The following is a 1,368-nucleotide window of genomic DNA, read 5'->3' on the forward strand; positions in this document are numbered from 1 at the left end:
TCGATGAACGCTACGAGCGCTTCGACGGCCGGTCGAGCTCGGCGATGCTCCTATGTCAAGCTGCCAGGCGAACTGGGAGGTCAGAGGCGGTCGCAGTCGGCTGAGCTGCGCCCTCGTCGGCCAGCAGAGCCCGAAAGACGCGGTCGGAGATGCGTCGTCGCAGCAGTCGTACCGCTTCCTTGGGCGTCTTGCCGCGGGCCAGCTGCTTTACGAAATAGTCGGCGCCTTCACCGCCGCGGCGCACCTGCGTGACCGCGATCATGTGCAGGGCGTGGTTGATGGCTCGGTTTCCGCCCCGGTTCAGGCGCACGCGGATCTTGTTGGAGGACCAGACCGGGATCGGGGCGGTGCCGGTGAAGTGCGCGTAGGCGTCCTTGGACTTGAACCGGTTGGCGCCGGCCGTCTCGCCAATGATGACGGCCGCGCTGAGCACGCCGCAGCCGGGGATGGCCAGCAGCGACGGCGCCAGCACCTCGACCAGCTTACGCAGCCGAGCTTCCAGCGCGTTGATCTGCTCAGTCAGCCGTCGGCACTCGACGACCAGGTCGCGGGCGATCTCCACCACGACACCCACATGGTCGGCGAGGGCCGCAGCGAGCGCGTCGAACACGCACAAACGGCGCAAGCCCCGAGAGGGTACGGGCAGTTCGGGATCGATCTCGTGCAGGAACCAGCGCAGCTTGTTCGCCGCCGCGGTACGGGAGCGCACCAGGCGGCGGCGGTGATCGGCCAGGAGCTTCACGTCCCGGGCCGGGCCCGCGAGGCTGGCCCGGGGCAGGTCGGGTTCGCGCAGCGCCACCCGGGCCACCGCCTCGGCGTCGATCGGGTCGGACTTGCCTCGCTCGCGGGCCGAGCGGCGAGCTCCGGCCATCAGCCGGGTGTGCACCCGCACCACCTCATGACCGGCCACCAGGAGGTCGACCTCGAAGCGGCGGGTCAGATGGCGGCAGTCCTCTATGGCCAACAAGACCTGTCCGAACTGGGCAAACCACTTGATCGCCTGGGCGTGACCGGCCGGGGTCGCGGCGACGGTGACCTCACCGACGCGGCGTCCCAGCGGGTCGACCGCGACCAGCGTGTGCGTCTTCTTGTGTCCGTCGATGCCGACAACGTGCACGAAAGCCTCCGCAGCTCGGTGGAGAGTCGATGGGCATCTCCACCGCGGGGGCACGCCTCAATCGGGCTCGCGCGGCACGCTCCTATCAGGCCACTCCGCGGCGGAGACCCGGGCCGGCGGGGCGGCACATCGCCGACAAGCCACCATCGCTGGGGCAGCAAAGAAACGAGCCAGCCCCGCCGGTGCCCGTCACTCTGTCACCACCCATAGGCCCGTGTCTCAGACTCTGTCATTGACGCGAAGAAAGCCGA

General features: G+C 69.2%; 1 protein-coding gene. It reads right to left on the minus strand.

What is annotated here, in order from left to right; translation table 11 throughout:
- Nucleotides 1–55 precede the first annotated feature (55 nt).
- Entirely contained in the window at nt 56–1,117 is a 1,062-nt protein-coding gene (locus ABT288_RS49955) for an IS110 family RNA-guided transposase (protein ID WP_351623451.1), read from the minus strand.
- Nucleotides 1,118–1,368: the final 251 nt, after the last annotated feature.

Origin of the sequence: Streptomyces sp. NPDC001093 (assembly GCF_040298985.1) — a bacterium.
In the GTDB taxonomy this organism is placed as follows: Bacteria; Actinomycetota; Actinomycetes; order Streptomycetales; family Streptomycetaceae; genus Streptomyces.